Here is a 17,701-nt window from a genome sequence, read left to right as displayed (position 1 = left end):
AGCGAGAGCGGGAACCGAATGTACAGCATCACTGCCAGGCGGATAATCTCAGGGCTGGTTTTGAAGTATTTGAAATTGGCAGGCTTGGTCATTCCCAAACGCTACGCAACCGCCCTGCCCTGCTCAAGCAAAGTTCTTCTGACAAGACCTATTCGGCCACATCTTTTCGATCCGATACTATGCTCGGCTGCAATCGGTATCCCGAACGACTGAGACACGCTTCCAATTTGTCGCCCCCTTCTCCGCGCAAGCATCCTGCAAGTAAGCGGGCCCGGTCAAGGATCGGTATCGAATACATTGTTTCCCGGAACGACCGCATTGGGCTCGATGTAGACGTTCGGAGAATTCCGCTCAATGTCTGCTACGCGGACAAAGCCGTCATTCGCCGCACCTGCAATCTGGTCAGATCCGAATGTCAGCAAAAGAGCAGAAAGCAAACTTTGCAAAGTCTCGCTACGGCATCAAAACTGACGCTTATCGCTGTCTCGGATGTAGTAGGATAGATTCTCAAAAGCGGTCATTGATCTTCTGTGCCGCCTACCCAAGACGCCTTCGAATTTGGATCGCAGAGATTCGGCGTCATCTCAACTTGCTAGGTTCCAAGCCAGACAGGCTCGATTTCTCTGTTACCCTCCCCTGCATCAAGGCTTGTATCGTGCGTACTCGAAGTCCATATACACAGGGCTTACGTTTTTCTTTTTCGACCTGCTGTCTCCCCAATTCGGCGTTCAGTCTTTCGATTCAGACCGACTACGCCGAGTCGCCGCAATGATGCGGGCGGCAAGTATTAGGAGACCTCCACCATGGCAAATGGTACAGTAAAATGGTTCAACTCAACCAAAGGTTTTGGCTTCATCGAACCTGAAGATGGCAAGCGCGACGTATTCGTACATATCTCAGCAGTCGAACGTTCCGGCCTTAGCGAATTGAAAGACGGTCAGAAGATTACTTTTGACGTCGAAGCTGGCCGTGACGGTCGCGAAAGCGCCGCCAATCTGGCACTCGCCTGACCTTTTACGGGCACCCTTTCTGGGTGCCCGTTTGCACAATAGGCGACTAAAAGCCGTTGGAGAACAAATAAGTTGCAACCAAAAGACTGGACGCGGGCGCTCGCGCAATACCGTGTGCCTAATGCGAAGCGCAGTATTTGTGAAATTGCGATCACCGTTGTCCCCTTATTCGCTCTATGGGCTCTAGCGTGGTTTGCGTTATCATTTAGCGTCTGGATCGCAATATTGCTGGCCGTCCTGAATGCCGCATTTCTGGTCCGTATCTTCATCATTATGCATGATTGTGGTCATGGATCTTTCTTCAGAAACCGCAACGCATGCAATTGGACCGGCCGGGTTCTAGGTGTTCTTACCGTGACACCCTATGACGTTTGGCGGCAAAGCCATGCGATTCACCATGCCTCAACCGGAAACCTTGATCGGCGTGGTATGGGTGACATCCCCACATTGACCATTGAGGAATACCTGAAACGGAATTGGTTCGGGCGTGCCGCGTATCGTCTGACCCGGAACCCAGTCGTCCTGTTCGGTGTTGCGCCGATCTATACGTTCTTTATTCAATACCGCTTACCTGTTGGTTTCATGCGGTCGGGCTGGCTGTACTGGGCAAGTGCGATGGGAACAAACGCCGCAATTGCAGGGTTATTGGCTCTGATTTTATGGGCCGGAGGCTTTGAGGTGTTGGCGTGTGTTTTCCTGCCAACCGTGATTGTCGCATCATCCATTGGTATTTGGCTTTTCTACATTCAACACCAGTTCGAACACACGACTTGGGATCGGGAAGAGAGCTGGAATCTTCAGAGCGCCGCGTTCTATGGCAGTTCTCACTATGCCCTGCCAGGCATCCTGCGGTGGTTCTCTGGCAACATTGGTGTGCACCATGTTCACCACCTCGCCAGCCGCATACCGTTCTATCGGTTAAACGAGGTTTTGCGTGACCATTCTGAGTTGGAAAACTGCCAGCGTATTTCTCTATATGAGAGCCTGCATTGTGCACGATTGCATCTTTGGGATGAAAAAAGTCACCGCCTGCTGACATTTTCCGAGGCTTTGTCGAGCGCCAATTCCAATAGGTATTTAGTGTAGTCTGGCGCGTACCAGATAGGCTTCGACCGTATCACCACCCAAGGCGCGAATGGCCTCTAATCGGTGAAGACCTTCAATCAGCACGAACCTCTTGTTGTCCGTGCGTATCTGAATCGGGGTCTTCTGGCCGTTCTTCAGGATATCTTCGGCCAGCGTCAGAACTTTTTGCTGATCAAGTGTTTTGGCACGTTTTACAGGTACATAGATCAATTCGAGCGGATATATTCTTTTTTCCAACATAAGCTACGCAAGCAACCTTTCGTGCATTTGTTCGGGTTCGTAGTTCGCTTCAAAAGCAGGCGCTGGAACTTGCGTCATAGAACCGAACGAACAGCATCGCGCAATTCCTGATGCATGATCCAAGTTGCTGGTTCATTGTCACTTTCGACGTGAGAAAACGCCAGAACCTGAGCGGCGCCATCATTCTGTGCTGATCCGGCTTCGGGAAGTTCGAGTTCCAGATATTCGGCGATCAATATTCCGATTTTCTTGAAGAACTTGATGGACGCCTCTCGCGATTTGTACCCGGCCGCCTGAGACAAATGACCAATGGTCAGACCTTCCTTGCCGGCGATTGTAAGTGCTTTGAGCATTGTAACCTGCGCAGGGCTCAGCCTGATTTGGCGCAATGCCTCGGCATATTCTCTTTCGCTGGGAACGAGGGAGCCGGAGTTTCCCTCCAAACGGCGTTGACCGCTACGTTTTCTGTCTCGTTCTTCGAGAATATCTTTTAAGGCTTCAATGGCCAATGCTGGTGTTTCTCCAACTGCATCGGCAATCATTGCCTGCGTTTTAGCCGGCGGCTTGGGAAATGCCCGTGCAACACTGTTACCGCTCAGAACGCCAGCCTTAATCAAGTACTTTCCAAATTCTTCCTCAATCACTCCTGATACGTCAGCGTTGCGCGACTTACGAACACTGCGGTCCTGAAATACTCTTTGTTCCAGGCCACGAGCTGACATCTTTGAGTCAGGGAGGGTTACTTGAGGGGCATTTTTACGCATCAGAGAAACACCACTACAACTATCGCCGCAACAAACACCGCTATCACGATAAACATCTTAACCCTGTTGGACCTGCGATGAGCCTTTTCGGCTTTGAGCATTTTGCCCAAATTTTTGTCAATCGAGTTATGGTTCACGGCTTGGTCCTTCCGGGTTTGTCAGGCGGTATTGGTTTCCATCAACCGGTTGTTACGGCACATTTTCGGTGCACTTATCGTTCTGTCTCGTGAACGGCTGATTGCATTCCCAACCATCACCTCTTCGATTCAAATGAGCGTTTGAAGGGACAAGGACGGCAACGCACCTGTCGCGGTTTGCGCGAAAGCCACGCTCGCATTTCCACCCGGAATAAGTTTCAGGTGCAAGATATGCATGCTGTGGAACCGCCACAGGCTCACAGCCGCTCTCCGCTGCCCTGTAACCTCTGAAGCATACCCATCCATCCGAGCTTCTTTTGTCGCTCAGACGACCGTTTTTTGGGACTTCTATTGCAACACAATCCTGGTTCTCCTTACGAAATCCCCAGTTGCAGTGTATTTCTTGCGCGCCAAACCGGGTTTCGACATATCCATTTTCAGGTGCAATTAGTTCTTCGCATTCTTCTCCGACACGCTGGAACAGCCGATTGCACTTCCACTGATCTCCGGTTGAGGCAAGATAGGCATTTTTTGGAACTATTATTTCCTCACAGATTTCTCCGACATTCTGAAAACCGTGATTGCATTCCCAACCGCTGCCATAGGAGCTACCCGTCAAATATGCGTTTTCTGGTAAGTCTGTTCTTTGGCAGGATCCGTTCTTGTTTTCGAAACCTTCGTCACAAACCAATCCGCCGGCATTTCCTGCGACCTGGGCAGGAAGCTGGGTTCCTGAGAGCAACACCAAGAGTGTCGGGATCAAACAAAGAATGCAGTGCGTAAACACGATGAGTGACCGATTGAAACGGAGCCTGAGACCTGATCTATCCGGCATCGAGCACGCGATTTATAAGCCATGTTCTGTTCATACGGCGCCTCCATTGATGGGTCACGCGATGACTGGAGTATGTCAGGTGACAGTTGCGAATGCTTGCGAGGAACGAGCTCATCGCGAAGACCCCAGCGAAACCCGTTCCTATGCTGGGGCACATGCTACAGTTAGTCTGAAGGCCATCGGATCATCGAAGCCGGCAGCATCGCGGCGACGAGTAATTTTTACCAATGCACGTTTGTGGTCCTTAGCCAGAATAGAGTCAAGGAAGTTTCCCTCGTCGCAACGCTAGTACTGCTAAGGCAGGTGGTTGTGAAACAAGCACGTGACCAAGTAGCCTAGTGAACCGCCGAAAGAAGTTACTTGGCATTAATCTGTTGTTGTAGGGATTTGGGGGCGGACCAGCAGCGAATGGCAGCTTAAGACCGCGTCTCTCTTGTCGAGCCTGAGTGTGGCGAAAGAGCGGTACGTGATCAAGGTTTCCTCGTGGCTATGAATGACTGGCCTGACGTCATCAGCAGCAACGCATCGACATTCGTGCCGCTCCTGTGAACTGATGCTGCGCAAGCACTCGCGGCGCGAGCAAATGGTTGATCTGTTACGCTTCTCGGGAATTGCAAAGTCTAATTGCGAATGTCCGTTTTGGGCTGCCACCGGTCATTAATGTGAAAAGTAGCGAAAGGCGACAACGAACCCAATGCGGGCTTTGCCAACCTTTCGAACCAGCATCATCCCCGACCTTTTCAGTTCGAGTTTCAATCCCTAGCGGGCAAGGCAACCTCGCCTTCCCAGTCAGAAATACGATGCGGTAGCGCCAGGAATTTTGACGCCACACGTGTTTTGGTCGTTCCACTTCCAGTCATCCCCGAATATTTGCCGGTAGAGGAAACTATCCGCCAGTTGTTGACGCCGAAGGCAACAACCTTCCATCTCATGGTGAACGTGTCCTCTTCTTCACCATAGACACAGACGCCACCGCCGCTGACACCGCTGGGTCCGCCGAAACCCGAGCCCACGCACCGGACAAAACCAGGATCGATTGGTCCCTCGTCAACGGTATAAGTCCCATAGTTGTCCTCTTTCCAGAACACGTCCTCGCCCGCGGAAATTTGCTCTTGGTTGACAACATAGAAGTTCGTTGCCGACACTTTCTCTGCAGCAGTCAGGCAATGAGGTGCAATGAGAACTGCGGGGATTAGCATTGAACGCAACATGTTGTTTCCTTCGACAGTGGGGCAAAGCCAGCATGATAGAGCCTACGAAATTTATTGCTAGGAAAGGAACGCAAAGCCGAACCTGAAAAGTCAGCTTCGTCCCGCATCTCAGAGATTGCATAGCTTCGTGATGAAGGTCCGCTTTGGGCTGGGAGCGGCCTGATGCGGTTGCAGCAACTGGGTTGCGGCAAGAAGTCTGCAAAGGGCTCAAGGCGGTCATCTGAGCGCTTTTGTCGAATGTCCGCTTTAAGGTGTATAGCAGACTGGGAAAAATCTGGCGTATACCGTGCAAGACCTGCTCATAGCAGTAAATTGAAAAGGAACCCTCAATGGACTTGCCAAAGAACCATTTCAAAGAAGCCATCCTGCAAGGTAACCAGCAACTGGGTTTGTGGAGTTCGATCCGCGACCCCGCCATGAGTGAAATGCTGGCCGGGTGCGGCTATGACTGGATCGTACTCGATTGCGAACATTCTCCGCGCGATGTTCAGGAAGTTCTGCACGGGTTGCATGCCATGTCAGCCTATCCGGTGGAACCGGTTGTACGGGTGAAAAGCCTCGACGTCGCTGAGATCAAGAAAATGCTGGATATCGGCGCACAGACGATTCTTGTGCCATATGTGCAGAACGGAGAAGAGGCGCGGCTTGCAGCGGCGGCAGTCACCTATCCGCCCGCCGGTTTGCGCGGGGTTGCCGGGGGTACACGCGCAAACAGATTTGCTGCAATCCCCGATTACTTCACTAAAGCACGCGAAGAGATTTGCCTGATTGTTCAGATTGAAACGCGAGAAGCCATGAACAATCTTGAAGAGATTGCCACCACAGACGGCATTGATGCCGTCTTCGTCGGCCCAGCGGATCTGGCCGCCAGCCTAGGGCGCCCCGGAGATTTGAAACACCCCGATGTCAAAGAGGCGATCGTCAACACCATTCACCGCGTGCGTGCCCTTGGCAAACCCGCCGGATTTCTTTCCTCGGATCCGGAACTGTTGGGCCTCGTTTTCGACGCAGGCAGCGTATTCACCGCAATCGACATCGATATGACCGCACTTCGCCGCGTTGTGATAGCTCGTCTATCGGAGTATGAGGATATGAAGTAACGTGGGCGCATTGAGCTTTCGGATCTGATACAAGCAAAGACCGCACGTTCGCTCATGCGGTCATTGTGTCTGGCTGTTTCGTAGAAAGTACGCCAGTTTAATTGAAATCGAACGACGGCTTCGGGCTCGGTGCGGTCATTCGGCAAAATTCCGTCAACGTCTGCCTTGCGGACAAACCTGCTGTTAGCCACAGCGCGGTGCGATTGTTCCGCATGGACGACCGCTTCGCGGACAAAGTTACCGAAAAGCAGACTGAACTGAATGTCTGCTTTCCTTTTGCTTACAGTCACTTTAGGGCTAACCACCGTGTCGCAGAGATTGGGGGACAGACCATGCTGAAGGTGCTTGTAACTGGTTCGTCGGGTCGGATTGGGAGGGCATTTTTTGCCGCATATCAAGAGCGGTATCAGTTTGTGCTGACCGATTTGAATGAGCCCACGTACCCTGTTTCAGGTCAGCATCATTTCGTGCGATCTGATCTCTCGGATGCAAATGCTGCAGCGGTTTTATGTCAAGGAGTGGATACCGTTGTACATCTCGCAGGCGTACCCGACCCGAATGCAGAAATTGACGAAGTGCTGCCTGCCAACATATTGGCGACAACCCATTTGATCGAAGCTGCTCGTCAGGCAAACGTCCGCCGCTTCGTCTTCGCGAGCAGCGCGCAAACCATCGAAGGATACCCCGTAGACCGGCAAATCGTTCCGGGAATGGCTGTTGCCCCGGCCAATCTCTACGGCGTCTCAAAGTGCTATGGGGAAGCCTTGTGTTCGTTTTATGCGACGCAGCACGGCATGTCCTGCGTCTCCTTGCGAATAGGGGCGTTCGAACCTGCGGACGGCCCGCCACTTGAAACCATGCGTGACCTAAGCGCGTGGCTTAGTCATCGCGATGCGACGCACCTGATTGATCGCGCAGTCCAAGCAGAGATCGACGGGAGTTTTATCGCGCACGGCATCTCTAACAATCGGTTTAAGCGACTTGATTTGACCGAAACCTGTAGAGTGCTTGGATACGCACCTCAGGATGACGCGTTTTCGACTTTTCCGATACCATTCGCCTAAAGCCGACAAATGATGACGACGCGGCAACCGTCGAGTGGGGCTCAGAGCGGTCATTCGCTGCAGCGCCGCGTTAAGTGGTTAGCCGAACGTCTGGTCTGCGGACAAAGCTGTCGTTCGCTTCGGTACCATCGATCGGTGAAATCGGCTCATCAACCGACAAAACTCGAACGGGTGTCTTTAGAGCGTCACAATCGAGATCAAATTGATTGACAGCAAAACATATATGGCAAAAGGCGCGGCATTCTTATCCGTGCCATGCTAAGTTAATGGGACATCGCTTAGTCTTCCATTTTTTCTGGCAAATGAGCCTGTACATTGAGACGAATCTTAGTTTTCGCGGCATTTTTAACTGCAAATTCAACTAGTCCACCCGTTGCTCAAAGCATGGATCCTGATGCCTCCGAGGCCGCTGCACGAGCGGCTTTGTCTGTCTTGAGTATCGCGGCCACCCCAAACGAGACGCGATGTTGATCCCATCCCCGTAGATGTCTTCTTCTGTTTTTGTGATATCGCCGATATTTACTCCTATGCGCAAGGCGATTGGCGTGTGCCTCGGCATACGATCCTGAATTTGCATGGACGCATTTACTGCACCAGCCGCGCTTGAAAACTCCATAAGCCATCCGTCCCCCATCGATTTGAGGATTGCGCCGCCATATTCCGCGAGAATGGGATCGAAGGTTTCAGAACGCAGTTTTCGCACTGCATTGACAGTGTCTGCTTCATCTTCGCCCATCATTCGCGAAAAACCCACAAAATCGGCGGCCACTATCACTGCTAGCCTACGTTCCAAAATTTATCTCCAGATCGCATAAGCTGCGGCGTGTTGTTTTGGCGCGCTGTAGTTGCATGTGCTAACGTTCACAAAAATTTATGGCCGATCTTGTTGGACTTTGCAAACCACCGGAAGGGAAACAGTTCGGCAGTCCTGTACGTTGACGAATCAACTGGCTTTTCAAGGTTCACTTTGTGTTCGATGTAGCTATTCGCTGCCATTTGGTTGAAAGACTACTATGCGTAGAGTATTGGCTGAGACTAGAAAAACTCCGTTATCAACTCATTTTAGCTTCTGCTGACAAAAACCGGGCGTTTTAGGTGGTGTCGCCGCAGTCCTATTATCGAATTTTTCGCAAATATGCCCAAGAGACAAATCCCTTCAGACCACGCGCACGTTGCAAGGATACGCGGCACCAACGGGTGCCGCCGGTCTGCTCGCAACTGTGAACTCGTAAAGCGGTTCCATTTGGAAGGCCCACTATCACGTTGAAACCTATTCCCGGTCCTGCTCGCAATTTCAGCATGTCTCCGTCTTCAACGCCAAAAACCTCGTATCGCCCAAGAGAAGCTGCAGTCGCGGATTGAGCTAAGACAATGGCGCTTAGGAAAAATACCACCAAGGGCAAGAATATTGCACTGCGCATAACGTTAACCTGCCTGTTGCCTCAACTACAATCCTAGCGTCTTTGATCATCAAGCGAAACTCCCTGACCTAAGAATGTGCACGTTTAAACCGACATTGAACTAAAATTCTTAATTATGCCGAAGGTCTAATTTGAGCTCGACAAGGTCATTCGCTGCAGTCGGCGAGAGCTTCCGCTTTGCGGACAAAGCAGCCTTTGACCGATCGTCCAGCCAACGACCGCTACGCGGACGAAGCTGCCATAAGAGTGGCTTGTTCAGATGCCCGGAGAGATGTGCGTTCCCGCCATTCAGGGCCTTGCGCGGCCGCCGCAAACTGACGGCCGATTTGATTGCGCCACGAGGTGAGTAGAGAACTTCATTCAATCGTCCGCCTGGATTGTCTGGCGATCTATTGACGCCAAGTATTCTGCAAGAGCGGAAATAGCCAAACCCATGTCATGTGATGAAGCGAATTCCTCCGGTTTATGGCTGACCCCGTCGCGGCAACGCACGAACAGCATGGCGATTGGGCACAGGTCTGCCATCGCAGATGCATCGTGTGTCGCGCCCGATGGCAAGGCCAGACCCTCCGCTCCCATACTTGTTGCTGACCGGGTGAGACGCGTGGACAAATCAACGTCACACGGCTGTGCCACCTGCGAGTAGGTTTTTTGCACCTTGATTGTGAGGTTTCGCCGCAACGCCAACTCCCGGACATAGCTATGTAGCGATCTTCCAGCATCGCAGCGTGTCTGGTCATCAGGGGAACGGAATTCGGCAGTCATCCTGACGCGGCGAGGTACCGCGTTGACGACGTTCGGCACGACGTCAAGAGCACCAACAGTCGCGCGAAGGTCTGGGGTGGTTCGCCCCAGCCGGTCAACCTCGGTGACAATGGCTGCCGCACCCACAAGCGCGTCGCGCCGCCCGGACATGGGCAGCGTGCCGGCGTGGCCAGTTTCGCCGATCACTTCGATCTGATGCCGCTCAATGCCGCAAATTGCGGTGACGAAACCAAGAGCCTCGCCTTCCTGTTCAAGCACCGGGCCCTGTTCAATGTGCGTTTCGACAAACCCGATCACGTCATTCAAGTTGCGTGCCAGGGTGCCGATCCGGTCAGGATCGAGACCGAATGCCACCATTGCTTCACTGAGCGTGATGCCTTGAGAATCCACCATGAACAACACTGAGGGATCGAATGTCCCCGCCAGCGCGCGGGAACCGATCAGGGCCGTCGGAAACCGTACGCCTTCTTCGTCGGCAAAGGCCAACACCTCAACAGAAAATGGCAACTCAATGCCGTCTGACCGGAGCTTTTCCAATGCCATGAGCGGCAGAACGACTCCCATGATCCCGTCATATGCGCCGCCTTCTCGCACCGTGTCCTGATGCGACCCCATAAGCAGCGTCTTCGATCCCAGCGGCCCCTCAATTCGGCCAATGAGGGTTCCGGCATGATCAAGCGTGACTGTCAGGCCCAGCGTTTCCATTTGCGTCTGAAGCAGGTCAATCGCCGCCCGGTGTTCCGGCGTGAAGGGCAGCCGTGTCACACCCGGACCCGGCTCAGAGCAGGTCGACAAGTCGTTCAGCAGTCTTTCGGCACGCGCACCCCAGTCAGTCAAGGACGCGCTCCTTGTCGGATGCTACGGGAACTTGTTGCGCCCATTCGGCGTAATCTCCGGAGGTGGTCTTCAGGTAGAGATGTTCCAGCGCGCCAATCGGGTCATCGGCGTGGTAGTCGATCCTCAGCGTCAACGGCGGACGATCAGGGTGGAGGATCAGCAAGGCCGCTGAAAGGAGGCCACGAAAGTCGCTGCCCGCATCATGCGCTGCTTTCAGTGCCTCCAAGAGGCGCATCTCGAAGCCCTGGACCTGTTTGGCGGCGGCTTCCGCCATGGCACTCAACACGGCTTCACTCCCCAACATGTTTCCCGAGGCTACGCCGCTGGGGAACATCAAGCTGCCTTTGACATCCTCGTTCTTATCGCCCGTAAACGCCGCCGCGTTTCCAGAAAGATCAACTGCAGCAAGTTGCCGATGTGCCCGGCCACGGTCCGCCGAAGTAATCGTTTTGACAGCTTCGGCCGCGGTAAGTCCGGACTGCATCGCGGCGAGTATGTCCTCGCCCCAGAGTGTCGAAGGAGCAGCGCCCTGGCTTGCAGACATGCCCGCTTTCAGGTTGCCTCGCAGTACCCAGCCGCCAACACAAAGCGACCCGGTAGCCGCTGCGCCGCCAATCGCACCGGTCTCGTTATCGCGGGCAAGCACAGAAAATGTCATTGCGCGCTCAAAAATGAGGCTCGAACGTTTGTCATGAAGTACAATTTATCATGAAAAATTGACCAAGGCAATTTATCATGATAAATTTTGGCTAGAAAATCCAACAGGGAGAACGAAAAATGACGCTACTTTCCTGGATCCGAAGGGGCCTGGTCGCGGCGGCTGGGGCCGCCCTTTTAGTTGGCGGTCTAGGTGGATCGGCCGGCGCGCAAACTCCGCCTGGAGTTTTGATCGTCGGGCAGATTGCCGAACCGAAATCGCTCGACCCGGCCGCAGTGACCGCGGTGAACGATTTCCGCATACTCGTGAATATTTACGAGGGCTTGACCCGCTACAAGTCAGGCACGCTGGAGGTCGAGCCGGCGCTCGCCACCGATTGGGCGATTAGCGAGGACGGCACCGAATATACCTTTACCCTGCGCGACGGTGTGACGTTCCACGACGGCACGCCTTTCAACGCCGCGGCCGTGAAGTTCAACTTCGACCGGATGCTGGACGAGAATCACCCTTACCACGACACCGGACCTTTCCCGCTGTCCTTCTTCTTCGGCGCAGTGGAATCGACCGAGGTCGTTGACGACATGACGGTGAAGTTCACACTGAACGCGCCTTATGCGCCGTTCCTGTCGAACCTCGCATATCCCACCGGCCTGATGGTGTCGCCCGCCGCCGTCGAGGCGAATGGCAAAGAGTTCGGCCGCAACCCCGTCGGCACCGGACCGTTCAAGTTCGCCGAGTGGCGTTCGAACGAAGCTGTGGTTGTCGAGCGTCATGACGACTATTGGGGCGAGGCTGCCGGTACAGACGCCGTCGTTTTCCGCCCAATTACCGACGCCAACACTCGCGTGGCCGAAATGCTGGCCGGTGGTATCGACCTGATGGTCGAAGTGCCGCCCACGTCGCTCGGCCAGTTCGCGGGCGACGGCTTCAGCGTGGCGGAACAAGCCGGGCCGCATGTCTGGTTCCTGATCCTGAACGCGAAGGAAGGCCCTTTTGCTGACAAGCGCGTTCGCCAGGCCGCAAATTACGCGATCAACAAGGAAGCGATCGTGAACGACGTGCTTGAGGGCACTGCAACTGTGGCCGCCGGTCCGACTCCGCCCGCATTTGCTTGGGCCTATAACGAAGCGCTCAATCCTTATCCGTATGATCCGGAGAAGGCCAAAGCACTGATCGCTGAAGCCGGGGCCGATGGGGCAACGCTGACCTTTTATGTCACCGAGGGTGGTTCGGGCATGCTCGACCCGGTCCCGATGGGTACCGCCATTCAGGCTGACCTCGAGGCCGTGGGATTTGACGTCAAGATCGAAACCTACGAGTGGAACACCTTCCTGGGCGAAGTGAATCCCGGATTGGAGGGCAAGGCAGACATGGCCGAGATGGCCTGGATGACCAACGACCCCGATACGCTGCCGTATCTGGCATTGCGCTCTGAGGCGTGGCCCGACAAGGGCGGTTTCAACTCGGGCTACTACGCCAATCCGAAAGTGGACGAGCTTTTGGAAGCGGCCCGCACGGCGACCGATCAGGATGAGCGCGCACGGCTTTACCGTGAAATGCAGGAGATCGTGCAGGAGGACGCACCCTGGGTCTTTGTCGCCAACTGGAAGCAGAACGCGGTGACCAATGACCGGGTCGAGAACTTTGGTCTTGAGCCATCGTTCCTGTTGCACCTGCAAGGCGTTGTGAAGAACTGAACCCGACACATCCGGGGCCGCTCTGGCGGCCCCGGGCCGAACCTCGCCGAGGGAAACGATGGGCGGCTATATCCTCAAACGACTGATCTCGGCGGTCCCGGTTCTTCTGGGCATTACGATCATTGTCTTCCTTATCATGTCGCTTATCCCGGGCGATCCGGCCACAGCGATCCTAGGTTCCTATGCCACGCCCGAAAACGTTGAAAAGCTGAACCGCGACCTCGGCCTGGATAAGCCCATGGTCCAGCGGTATTTCATCTGGCTCGGCAACATGTTGACCGGCGATTTCGGGCGGTCTTTCTCGCTCAACCGTCCGGTGATCGACGAGGTGCTCGAGCGCTTCAACGCCACCTTGATCCTTGCCGGCACGGCATTTCTACTGTGTTCTGTACTCGGCATCCTGGCGGGCGTTATCTCGGCAGCGCGCCAGTATGGGCTAGCTGACAAGGCAATCACATTCATCGTGCTCATTGGCATCTCGGTGCCGTCCTTTTTCCTCGGCATGATGATGATTTTGTTGTTCGCGGTGAACCTCCGCTGGCTGCCAGTTTCAGGCATGTATGCGATCTATGGCGGTGGAGATCTGCCCGATCTTCTCAAACATCTGACAATGCCCGCATTGGCGCTTGCAGCAGTAGCCACTGGCGTCATTGCCCGGCTCGCGCGCTCGGCGATGCTGGAAGTGCTGCGCCAGGACTTCATCCGCACCGCAAGAGCCAAAGGTGTGCCCGAGCGGCAGGTGATCATGGGGCACGCGCTGCGTGCCGCCATGGTGTCGATCATCCCGGTCCTCGGCATCCAGGCGGGCTTCGTTTTGTCGGGCGCGGTCTATATCGAGATCGTCTTCCAATGGCCGGGCGTCGGTCGAATGCTGGTCGACGCGATTCTGAAGCGGGACCTTCTGCTGGTGCAGGGCGGGGTCGTCTTCGTGGCCGCTTGCTACGTTATGTTCAACATCGCCGTGGACGTTGCGCAAAGCTTGCTTGATCCGAGGATCAAGACGTGAACCTCTTCCTAAAGCTCCTGTTCCGCAACCGCCTTGCGGCGCTGGGGGCGATTGTGCTGGGCGCGATCCTGCTTCTGGTGCTCATCACACCGCTCCTCCCCTTGCAAGACCCCGACGCAACCGCTACGGCGGACCGGTTCAAGCGCCCCTTCACCGAAGGCCACTTGCTGGGCACCGACCACCTCGGCCGCGACCTTCTGAGCCGCCTACTGCACGGCACACGCCTATCGCTCGCCATTGGTGTTGCTGCTGCCTTGATCGCCGCCACCATTGGCTCGGCCATCGGGATATTCGCGGGGTATTTCGGTGGGCGCACCGACAATATCATCATGCGCGGCGTCGATATGCTGATGGCCTTTCCTTATATCCTGCTGGCGCTGGCCATCGTAGCCGCCCTTGGTCCAGGGCTGATGAACGCGCTCATAGCGGTTGCCGCCGTCAACGTCCCCTTCTTCGCCCGGAATATTCGCGGCATCACCGTCGGCCTCGCAGGTCGGGAGTTTATCGATGCCGCGCGGCTCGCGGGCATGGGACACACGCGGATCATCCTGACAGAGCTTTTGCCCAATGTCCTGCCGGTCATCGTGATCGCCATGTCGACGACCGTGGGCTGGATGATCCTTGAGACCGCAGGCCTCAGCTTCCTTGGCCTCGGATCGCAGCCGCCACAAGCCGACCTTGGCTCGATGCTGGGTGAGGCGCGCTCCGCGATGATCTCAAACCCGCATACGTCGGTTGTTCCCGGGGTGATGATCTTCCTTATCGTCATGTCCATTAACTTGTTGGGCGACGGGGTGCGCGACGCACTTGACCCACGATTACGTTCGGGCGCCCTATCGCGCCCCAAGGCGACGACCCTTGTGGATCGACGGGGTGACATCCCAGAGAAAACCGACGACCTCTTGGCCATCCAGGATCTCGAAACCCAGTTCCATGTTGGTGACCGCATCTACCGGGCAGTGGGTGGCGTATCGCTGGCCGTGAAGCCAGGTGAATGCCTAGGCGTGATCGGCGAAAGCGGCTCGGGCAAATCCGTGACGGCGCTTTCGATCATGGGCCTCGTCGCCTCGCCCCCTGGTGTGATCACCGGGGGCGCGGTGCGGTTCCAGGGTGAAGACCTGATTGGCGCACCATACGAGACGCTCCGCCAAAAGCGCGGTGACCGGGTGGCCTATATATTCCAGGATCCGCTTTCCACCCTGCACCCGCTCTATCGCATCGGCAATCAATTGGCCGAGGCGATCCAGTCGCACCACCAGATCAGCACTGCCGAAGCCCGCGCGCGCGCCGTCCAGCTCTTGAAAGACGTGCGCATTCCCAATGCTGAAGCCCGCGTCGACAACTATCCGCATGAAATGTCCGGCGGCATGCGCCAGCGGGTTGGTATCGCGATGGCATTGGCCAATGAGCCAGATGTGATCATCGCCGACGAGCCAACGACCGCGCTGGATGTGACCGTACAAGCGCAGATCCTGTCGCTTCTGGACGATCTCCGCCGTGACCGAGGATTGGCGATCATCTTCATCACCCATGACTTTGGCGTCGTCGCACAGCTTTGTGATCGGGTGGCGGTTATGTACGCGGGTCGGATCGTCGAGGAAGGCCCAACCACGGCGGTGCTGGATGCTCCGGCGCATCCCTACACCAAGCGGCTGATCGCCTGTGTCCCCGAATTGGGCGGCGGACAGCGCGAATTGGCCGCCATCCCCGGCCTGCCGCCGGTTGTCGACAACCTGCCGAAAGGATGTGCTTTTGCGCCCCGCTGCGACAAGGCGCAGGAGAACTGCTGTGCGAGCGACGTTGCTCTCGAAGGACAAGCGCCCCGCGCCGTGCGTTGCCTCTATCCCGAGGAGGCCGTTTAATGCCCGCTCTGAAGGTCGACAACCTCGCCAAGACGTTCCCGTTGAGGAAACCGCTCTTCAGCCAGGCCCCTCCCGGCGTGCGGGCCGTGCGGCCTATGAGTTTTGAAGTGGCGCAAGGCGAGACGCTCGGTGTCGTAGGTGAATCCGGCTGCGGCAAGTCTACGCTCGCTCGGATGCTGGTGGGGCTGCTGGAGCCTTCGGAAGGTGCGATCCAAATCGAAGGTCGTGCTCTCGACAACGCAAACCCGGCGGAGTTTGGCAAGCTGATCCAATACGTCTTCCAGGACCCGCAAAGCTCGCTCAACCCGCGCAAGACCATTCGCCAGGTGATGGAAGCACCGCTCAAGCGGCTCCATGGGATGGCAACGCCTGAGCGCGACAGGCGCATCAGCGAGATTTTCACCAGCGTAAACCTGCGCGAAGAGTTCCTCGACCGCTATCCACACGAGTTTTCAGGCGGACAGGCCCAGCGGATCGGCATTGCCCGCGCGCTTGCGGCGAACCCTCGGATCATCATTCTGGACGAGCCTGTTTCGGCGCTGGACGTATCGGTTCAGGCGCAGGTGCTGAACCTTCTGGCCGATCTAAAGACAGAATTCGGACTGACCTATGTGTTCATCACACACGATCTGGCCGTAGTCGAGGCGGTGAGCGACCGGATCATCGTGCTTTACTTCGGATCGGTGGTTGAGATTGGCAGCGCAAAGCGGATCTTTGCGAACCCTCGGCACCCCTATACGGAACTTCTGGCCGACAGTGCGCCAGTTGTGGGCAAACCCCTGACGGCACCCGAGCAGAAAGGAACGGAACTGCCCGATCCCCTGAATCCGCCGCCGGGCTGCGCCTTTGCCGGTCGCTGTCCTCGAGCATCCGACATGTGCCGCACCACCGTGCCAGACCTCACATCAATGGGAGACGACCAACTTGCCGCCTGTCACCACCCGCTCGAAGACTGAACCTAAACTCAGCCGCCCCGTGCAGGTCGCCGAGGCGATCAAGAATTGGGTTGTTGAACAGGGGCTGCAAGCCGGGGACCGGCTGCCGGGTGAGGCAGAACTGATCGAACGCTTCGGCATGGCCAAGGGCACCATCCGCGAGGCGATGCGTGTGCTGGAAGCACAAGGTCTGATTAAAACCCGCACCGGTCCCGGCGGCGGCAGCTTCGTGCACGAAGTCAGCCGTCAGCGTGCAAAAGCGCTCTTGGCGAACTATTTCTACTTCAAGGATCTGACCATCGGCGACATCTACCAACTGCGTCTGACATTGGAACCGGAATTGGCGGCGGCGCTGGCGGGCCATTTGTCCGAGGATGTCTTGGAACAGCTCGAAGCAAACATTGCCGAGTACTCGGAACCCGCCAAAACACTGAGCGAAGAACGCGAACAGCATGTCGCTTCACTACGCTTCCACGCGATTCTTGCTGAACAGGCGAAGAACCCACTGTTGGGCTTTGTGATCGATTTCATGGTGAACCTGCTGGCAGACCTGACTGTATACCGCCGCCTTTATTCGCCTCCGAATATTGAGCTTTGGAAACAGGGCCGCGATCACCAACGGCAGCTCGTAATTGCCCTGCGCGATGGGGATGCGGACACTGCGCGGTCGATCATGGCTGATCACATGGAAACTGCCTGGAAATTGATGCGTCAACAGGAGGTTGAAATGGAAAGCCGTTTTATTTCCGAATAGGTGCCAATACCTTGCATTACGCCCGTAGGCGTTGATCTCTTCGCTAGTGAACCAGATCAATCCGGCACGTCCGTTTCCAAACTGATTGCGGCCACTCAAAGACAATGCAGCATCCGTTGCTTTGGGCTCGAAGCGGTCGTTCGCCGCTACTTGCTCGTGTGACTGCTTTGCGGACTTAGCGGTCATTGATTGCCAAAGGTGCGTGAAATCAAAAGTTGTGACATACTCTCAATATTCAGGGAGGATTGATTATGGCTGGCTGGCATATCGAAGGCGAGTACATGGAAACTTGCAACTGCGATTTCTTGTGCCCATGCAT

Annotated in this window: 17 protein-coding genes and 1 pseudogene; 9 read left to right on the top strand and 9 right to left on the bottom strand. The window is 55.6% G+C overall.

Annotated elements, in window-relative coordinates:
• Nucleotides 1-92, bottom strand: a pseudogene (locus AC2FNV_RS21160) (IS6 family transposase); the annotation flags it as partial.
• Between the two features lie 183 nt (nucleotides 93-275).
• The gene (locus AC2FNV_RS21155) at nucleotides 276-446 is read right to left on the bottom strand and encodes a hypothetical protein (protein ID WP_496774418.1); all 171 of its coding nucleotides are present in this window, start codon (nucleotides 444-446) and stop codon (nucleotides 276-278) included.
• Between the two features lie 357 nt (nucleotides 447-803).
• Here AC2FNV_RS21155 and AC2FNV_RS21150 point away from each other — a divergent pair, with 357 nt between their 5' ends.
• Together AC2FNV_RS21150 and AC2FNV_RS21145 are read left to right on the top strand one after the other, a co-directional pair.
• The gene (locus tag AC2FNV_RS21150; RefSeq protein ID WP_170389902.1) at nucleotides 804-1,010 is read left to right on the top strand and encodes a cold-shock protein; all 207 of its coding nucleotides are present in this window, start codon (nucleotides 804-806) and stop codon (nucleotides 1,008-1,010) included.
• Nucleotides 1,011-1,082: 72 nt separating this feature from the next.
• On the top strand, nucleotides 1,083-2,096 hold the full coding sequence (locus tag AC2FNV_RS21145; protein WP_170482846.1) for a fatty acid desaturase: 1,014 nt from the start codon (nucleotides 1,083-1,085) through the stop codon (nucleotides 2,094-2,096).
• On the opposite strand, the gene AC2FNV_RS21140 is transcribed toward AC2FNV_RS21145, so the two are convergent.
• The 3 genes from AC2FNV_RS21140 to AC2FNV_RS21130 all read right to left on the bottom strand — a co-directional run bounded on the left by AC2FNV_RS21140 (nucleotide 2,088) and on the right by AC2FNV_RS21130 (nucleotide 5,283).
• On the bottom strand, nucleotides 2,088-2,336 hold the full coding sequence (locus AC2FNV_RS21140; RefSeq protein WP_170389906.1) for a ParB N-terminal domain-containing protein: 249 nt from the start codon (nucleotides 2,334-2,336) through the stop codon (nucleotides 2,088-2,090). The genes AC2FNV_RS21145 and AC2FNV_RS21140 overlap by 9 nt on opposite strands.
• Nucleotides 2,337-2,410: 74 nt before the next feature.
• Nucleotides 2,411-3,100: a hypothetical protein gene (locus AC2FNV_RS21135; RefSeq protein ID WP_170608879.1), complete on the bottom strand. Its 690-nt coding sequence runs from the start codon at nucleotides 3,098-3,100 to the stop codon at nucleotides 2,411-2,413.
• A 1,724-nt stretch (nucleotides 3,101-4,824) separates the two neighbouring features.
• On the bottom strand, nucleotides 4,825-5,283 hold the full coding sequence (locus tag AC2FNV_RS21130) for a hypothetical protein (RefSeq protein ID WP_170482836.1): 459 nt from the start codon (nucleotides 5,281-5,283) through the stop codon (nucleotides 4,825-4,827).
• 329 nt (nucleotides 5,284-5,612) lie between these two features.
• Here AC2FNV_RS21130 and AC2FNV_RS21125 point away from each other — a divergent pair, with 329 nt between their 5' ends.
• Together AC2FNV_RS21125 and AC2FNV_RS21120 are read left to right on the top strand one after the other, a co-directional pair.
• The gene (locus AC2FNV_RS21125; protein ID WP_170608759.1) at nucleotides 5,613-6,383 is read left to right on the top strand and encodes an HpcH/HpaI aldolase family protein; all 771 of its coding nucleotides are present in this window, start codon (nucleotides 5,613-5,615) and stop codon (nucleotides 6,381-6,383) included.
• 212 nt (nucleotides 6,384-6,595) lie between these two features.
• Nucleotides 6,596-7,447 carry an NAD-dependent epimerase/dehydratase family protein gene (locus AC2FNV_RS21120; RefSeq protein WP_217362413.1) on the top strand — a complete coding sequence of 284 codons (852 nt, stop codon included), beginning with the start codon at nucleotides 6,596-6,598 and terminating at the stop codon, nucleotides 7,445-7,447.
• 361 nt (nucleotides 7,448-7,808) lie between these two features.
• On the opposite strand, the gene AC2FNV_RS21115 is transcribed toward AC2FNV_RS21120, so the two are convergent.
• From AC2FNV_RS21115 to AC2FNV_RS21100, 4 genes are all read right to left on the bottom strand, one after another.
• Nucleotides 7,809-8,240 carry an adenylate/guanylate cyclase domain-containing protein gene (locus AC2FNV_RS21115; RefSeq protein ID WP_170608707.1) on the bottom strand — a complete coding sequence of 144 codons (432 nt, stop codon included), beginning with the start codon at nucleotides 8,238-8,240 and terminating at the stop codon, nucleotides 7,809-7,811.
• A 322-nt stretch (nucleotides 8,241-8,562) separates the two neighbouring features.
• A complete protein-coding gene (locus tag AC2FNV_RS21110) occupies nucleotides 8,563-8,868 on the bottom strand; it encodes an SH3 domain-containing protein (protein WP_170482055.1) in 306 nt (101 codons plus the stop codon).
• A gap of 360 nt (nucleotides 8,869-9,228) precedes the next feature.
• The gene (locus AC2FNV_RS21105; protein WP_170608706.1) at nucleotides 9,229-10,470 is read right to left on the bottom strand and encodes a Zn-dependent hydrolase; all 1,242 of its coding nucleotides are present in this window, start codon (nucleotides 10,468-10,470) and stop codon (nucleotides 9,229-9,231) included.
• Nucleotides 10,463-11,128: a DUF1028 domain-containing protein gene (locus tag AC2FNV_RS21100; protein ID WP_170608705.1), complete on the bottom strand. Its 666-nt coding sequence runs from the start codon at nucleotides 11,126-11,128 to the stop codon at nucleotides 10,463-10,465. Before AC2FNV_RS21100 ends, AC2FNV_RS21105 begins: the two co-directional genes overlap by 8 nt.
• Nucleotides 11,129-11,247: 119 nt before the next feature.
• Between AC2FNV_RS21100 and AC2FNV_RS21095 the strand changes: the two genes are divergently transcribed.
• The 5 genes from AC2FNV_RS21095 to AC2FNV_RS21075 are packed head-to-tail and all read left to right on the top strand — an operon-like array spanning nucleotide 11,248 to nucleotide 17,382.
• Nucleotides 11,248-12,825, top strand: a complete 1,578-nt coding sequence (locus tag AC2FNV_RS21095) for an ABC transporter substrate-binding protein (protein WP_170608704.1) — start codon at nucleotides 11,248-11,250, stop codon at nucleotides 12,823-12,825.
• Nucleotides 12,826-12,883: 58 nt separating this feature from the next.
• A complete protein-coding gene (locus AC2FNV_RS21090) occupies nucleotides 12,884-13,831 on the top strand; it encodes an ABC transporter permease (protein WP_170608703.1) in 948 nt (315 codons plus the stop codon).
• Nucleotides 13,828-15,693 carry a dipeptide/oligopeptide/nickel ABC transporter permease/ATP-binding protein gene (locus AC2FNV_RS21085; protein ID WP_170608702.1) on the top strand — a complete coding sequence of 622 codons (1,866 nt, stop codon included), beginning with the start codon at nucleotides 13,828-13,830 and terminating at the stop codon, nucleotides 15,691-15,693. The genes AC2FNV_RS21090 and AC2FNV_RS21085 overlap by 4 nt, the downstream gene beginning before the upstream one ends.
• Entirely contained in the window at nucleotides 15,693-16,649 is a 957-nt protein-coding gene (locus AC2FNV_RS21080) for an ABC transporter ATP-binding protein (RefSeq protein WP_170608701.1), read from the top strand. Before AC2FNV_RS21085 ends, AC2FNV_RS21080 begins: the two co-directional genes overlap by 1 nt.
• A gap of 19 nt (nucleotides 16,650-16,668) precedes the next feature.
• Nucleotides 16,669-17,382: a FadR/GntR family transcriptional regulator gene (locus tag AC2FNV_RS21075; RefSeq protein ID WP_170608725.1), complete on the top strand. Its 714-nt coding sequence runs from the start codon at nucleotides 16,669-16,671 to the stop codon at nucleotides 17,380-17,382.
• Nucleotides 17,383-17,701 lie beyond the last annotated feature (319 nt).

This window comes from Ruegeria sp. BHSA163, assembly GCF_059613365.1.
This window is presented reverse-complemented; position numbering and strand designations above follow the sequence as displayed.

Bases quoted from the DNA above. Each gene is read 5' to 3' on its own strand.
- AC2FNV_RS21150 (WP_170389902.1), top strand. From the start codon at position 804: ATGGCAAATGGTACAGTAAAATGGTTCAACTCAACCAAAGGTTTTGGC.
- AC2FNV_RS21140 (WP_170389906.1), bottom strand. From the start codon at position 2,336: ATGTTGGAAAAAAGAATATATCCGCTCGAATTGATCTATGTACCTGTA.
- AC2FNV_RS21135 (WP_170608879.1), bottom strand. From the start codon at position 3,100: ATGCGTAAAAATGCCCCTCAAGTAACCCTCCCTGACTCAAAGATGTCA.
- AC2FNV_RS21130 (WP_170482836.1), bottom strand. From the start codon at position 5,283: ATGTTGCGTTCAATGCTAATCCCCGCAGTTCTCATTGCACCTCATTGC.
- AC2FNV_RS21125 (WP_170608759.1), top strand. From the start codon at position 5,613: ATGGACTTGCCAAAGAACCATTTCAAAGAAGCCATCCTGCAAGGTAAC.
- AC2FNV_RS21120 (WP_217362413.1), top strand. From the start codon at position 6,596: ATGGACGACCGCTTCGCGGACAAAGTTACCGAAAAGCAGACTGAACTG.
- AC2FNV_RS21110 (WP_170482055.1), bottom strand. From the start codon at position 8,868: ATGCGCAGTGCAATATTCTTGCCCTTGGTGGTATTTTTCCTAAGCGCC.
- AC2FNV_RS21100 (WP_170608705.1), bottom strand. From the start codon at position 11,128: ATGACATTTTCTGTGCTTGCCCGCGATAACGAGACCGGTGCGATTGGC.
- AC2FNV_RS21095 (WP_170608704.1), top strand. From the start codon at position 11,248: ATGACGCTACTTTCCTGGATCCGAAGGGGCCTGGTCGCGGCGGCTGGG.
- AC2FNV_RS21090 (WP_170608703.1), top strand. From the start codon at position 12,884: ATGGGCGGCTATATCCTCAAACGACTGATCTCGGCGGTCCCGGTTCTT.
- AC2FNV_RS21080 (WP_170608701.1), top strand. From the start codon at position 15,693: ATGCCCGCTCTGAAGGTCGACAACCTCGCCAAGACGTTCCCGTTGAGG.